A 2,880-nucleotide genomic window follows, 5' to 3' on the forward strand; every position below is an offset into this window, starting at 1 on the left:
TAGACTGTCGTTATTGCTAGATTTGCAAAGCTTGAAGTCACTATGGCTTAGTGTCATAGTTGCGGGATTTTTCATGCACATTTATTCGGTATAGGTTATCTATGGCTCTGAAATACCAAGTTGTTCCGGTAACATCTTTTTCTCAAAACTGCTCAATTGTCTGGTGTGATGAAACCATGAAAGGCATTGTGGTTGATCCCGGCGGTGATGAGAAGCAACTGTCAATGCTGATCAAAGAGCTCGGTGTTGAGGTCGTGAACCTAGTGTTAACACATGGTCACTTGGATCATGTTGGTGGCACAGAGCCGCTGTCTGCGCTGCTTGGCGGCACTGAGATTGTTGGTCCTCACAAAGCTGATAACTTTTGGTTACAGGGCTTAGAAGGTCAGAGTCAAATGTTCGGCTTCCCATTAACAGAGGCGTTTGAGCCACATCAATGGTTAAATGAAGGTGACACTGTCACTTTTGGCAACCAAGTACTCAATGTGATTCACACGCCAGGGCATACTCCGGGTCACGTGGTACTGTACAGTGAAGATGCCCGATTAGCGTTTGTTGGTGATGTTTTGTTTAACGGTAGCGTCGGTCGTACAGACTTCCCTCAGGGTGATTTCAACACGCTAATATGCTCAATAAAAGAGAAGTTGTGGCCGTTAGGTAACGACGTAACGTTCGTGCCTGGCCACGGTCCACAATCGACGTTTGGCCACGAGCGCAAGACCAACCCTTTCGTTGCTGATGAAATGCCGCTTTACTAGGCAATCCGTGATGCTACCAGCGTATTAGGTATCTGGCTCGGCGGCTGCAAGGTAACGCCGAGCTAACCCCACAAACTCTTCCGCCTCTCTATCTAAGTCATTAGCTGAAATAAACACGTCATAACCATAAAAGTCTCTTTGATACTTCATTCTGTTGGCTAACATTGCAAGCAAACCTTCGTAATGAATGCCGTTCTGATCAAAGTAAGGTGCGGGGTCGAGCACGATATCTTCGAAGCTTGTTTCGCTGTTACTTTGCTTTGCTCCTAAATACAGCAAGGCTCTTTGCCCAAGCAATATTTCTGTGGCGATACGCGGGCAAATAGCGTTGAGGTAAGGGGAATAGTGCTTTAATCGAATGCCTATCCAAGGTAAAGGTTGGTGCCATCCTTCTTGCTCATGGGTACAGATACCAATGCGATCAATATTTGTCCAGCGCAACACCCAACCACCTTTAAAAAGATGTTGTTGAAAGTGGGATTCGGTAAGGGTAAAGGTCACCTGACTTTTTTTGATCATCACGATGGCGAAACCAACGATAATTGTCATTAGGACCACAGATAACATCGCTTGTTTCCAACTAGGGGATATCAGTACAAGAGCTAAAGTGATTAAGACCACCAACAACATAATCAGCTTGTTGATGGGGGAATTAGATTTAAAATATGAGTTAGTCAGATGCAGCGTTTCCATGCTTTTCGCCTCAGTGAACACAAGGTGTAAAATTTAGACCTATTAATGCTTGTCGATATGCATATAAAAAATTCAAACCTCTGTTTTTATACCCAGTATTTAATAAATATGTTCACAATTTATCTGATTAAATAGTAGACGTTCTGCGCAGTAAGCGTATTTTTCCTTGGGTTTCGCCGTTAAAACCTACAAATCGCTCATGAATTTTGGTATAAAACGCGCTTCAAATTTTCATCCCTGCTGAGATGCAGTGAACTGGAGAAATATTCAATGAGACTTGCTCATAAGCGTAAAGTGCAGATGAAACTGCAAAAACGCGTTAAAGCGACAGTAGCAAACGTAACAGCAGCACCTAAAGCGGCAAAACCTGTTACTGAAAAAGCAGTTGCTGAGAAGAAAGTAGCTAAAGCACAAACTGTTGTGGTTGCACTGACTCCTAAGCAGCAACAAGTGCTAGATATTGTTGTCGCGAATGCTGAGGGTATTAACCCTAAAGGTATTGGTCTAGCTGCTGGTCAAGAAGAAGCTAAAGCGGCATCATGGGCTACTGGCGCATTGAAGAAGCTTCTCGAAGAAAACCTAGTTCAAAAAGAGCAGTTAGCAGGTAACAAAGTTATCTATAAGGCAGTCTAATTACTGTTGTATACTGCCTCTGCATTGAATACCTCGATTTTAATCGGGGTATTTTTTTGCCTGAAATTTCGTTTAACTTGTTCCCGAAGTTTATTGGCGTTGTGGCATATCAGCCAAACTCACTCGCATAATTTGTTTGCATGAAAAACGAAATTAAAATGAATTGCACAAGGGCAATACAGACCAAAGCTTGCTTGCCCACTAGCTGGCATACCAATTGCTCGTCAAAGTTTCTAAGTTTCTAAGCCTTGACGTCCGCGCGTACGTTCTGTCATCTAATGACGAGCAAACGAGGTATGCGTTTGAAATATTATTCGGGCTTTGTGATGCTTCCAAGTTCGAGCATAGGGGCAACACTGATGTCTTCGGCGTTCATCATAGTAGAGATACGTTGAACAGAAGAGAGTAGTAGGCTTTGTTCCCACTCTTCCAGCTTTTGAAAACGATTGATGAAGTGTTCTTGTAGGGGGGTAGGTGCCTGTTTTAACGCTTCTTTGCCCTTTTCTGTGAGTAAAGCGTGCACTTTACGCTTGTCCTCTATGCTCCGGTGGCGCTCAACAAGTTGGTTGCGTTCCAAGCGGTCAAGAATAGTGGTTGCGGTTGCCTGGCTCATATTGGTGTGGCTAGACAATTGTTTAATCGTAACGTTGTCTAATTCACTAATGGCACGCATCAGAATCAGCTGAGGCGCCGTCAATCCAGACTCTTTGCTTAATTTCTTTGAGTGTAAATCAATGGCTCGGATGATCTGACGAATCGAGACCAAAACTTCTTCGTACTTTTCCAATTTCGTAAT

General features: G+C 43.5%; 4 protein-coding genes. 2 read left to right on the forward strand and 2 right to left on the reverse strand.

Annotated elements, in window-relative coordinates; genetic code table 11:
- Positions 1–101 precede the first annotated feature (101 nt).
- Positions 102–758: an MBL fold metallo-hydrolase gene (locus tag AND4_RS18595; protein ID WP_009844529.1), complete on the forward strand. Its 657-nt coding sequence runs from the start codon at positions 102–104 to the stop codon at positions 756–758.
- 24 nt (positions 759–782) lie between these two features.
- Here AND4_RS18595 and AND4_RS18600 read toward each other — a convergent pair whose 3' ends face one another.
- Complete coding sequence (locus AND4_RS18600; protein ID WP_009844530.1) at positions 783–1,451, reverse strand: DUF2982 domain-containing protein; 669 nt, start codon at positions 1,449–1,451, stop codon at positions 783–785.
- Between the two features lie 270 nt (positions 1,452–1,721).
- On the opposite strand from AND4_RS18600, the gene AND4_RS18605 reads away from it, so the two are divergent.
- Entirely contained in the window at positions 1,722–2,084 is a 363-nt protein-coding gene (locus tag AND4_RS18605) for a hypothetical protein (RefSeq protein WP_009844531.1), read from the forward strand.
- 310 nt (positions 2,085–2,394) lie between these two features.
- On the opposite strand, the gene AND4_RS18610 is transcribed toward AND4_RS18605, so the two are convergent.
- Entirely contained in the window at positions 2,395–2,871 is a 477-nt protein-coding gene (locus AND4_RS18610; protein WP_009844532.1) for a MarR family transcriptional regulator, read from the reverse strand.
- Positions 2,872–2,880 lie beyond the last annotated feature (9 nt).

Origin of the sequence: Vibrio sp. AND4 (assembly GCF_000171815.1) — a bacterium.
GTDB lineage: Bacteria > Pseudomonadota > Gammaproteobacteria > Enterobacterales > Vibrionaceae > Vibrio.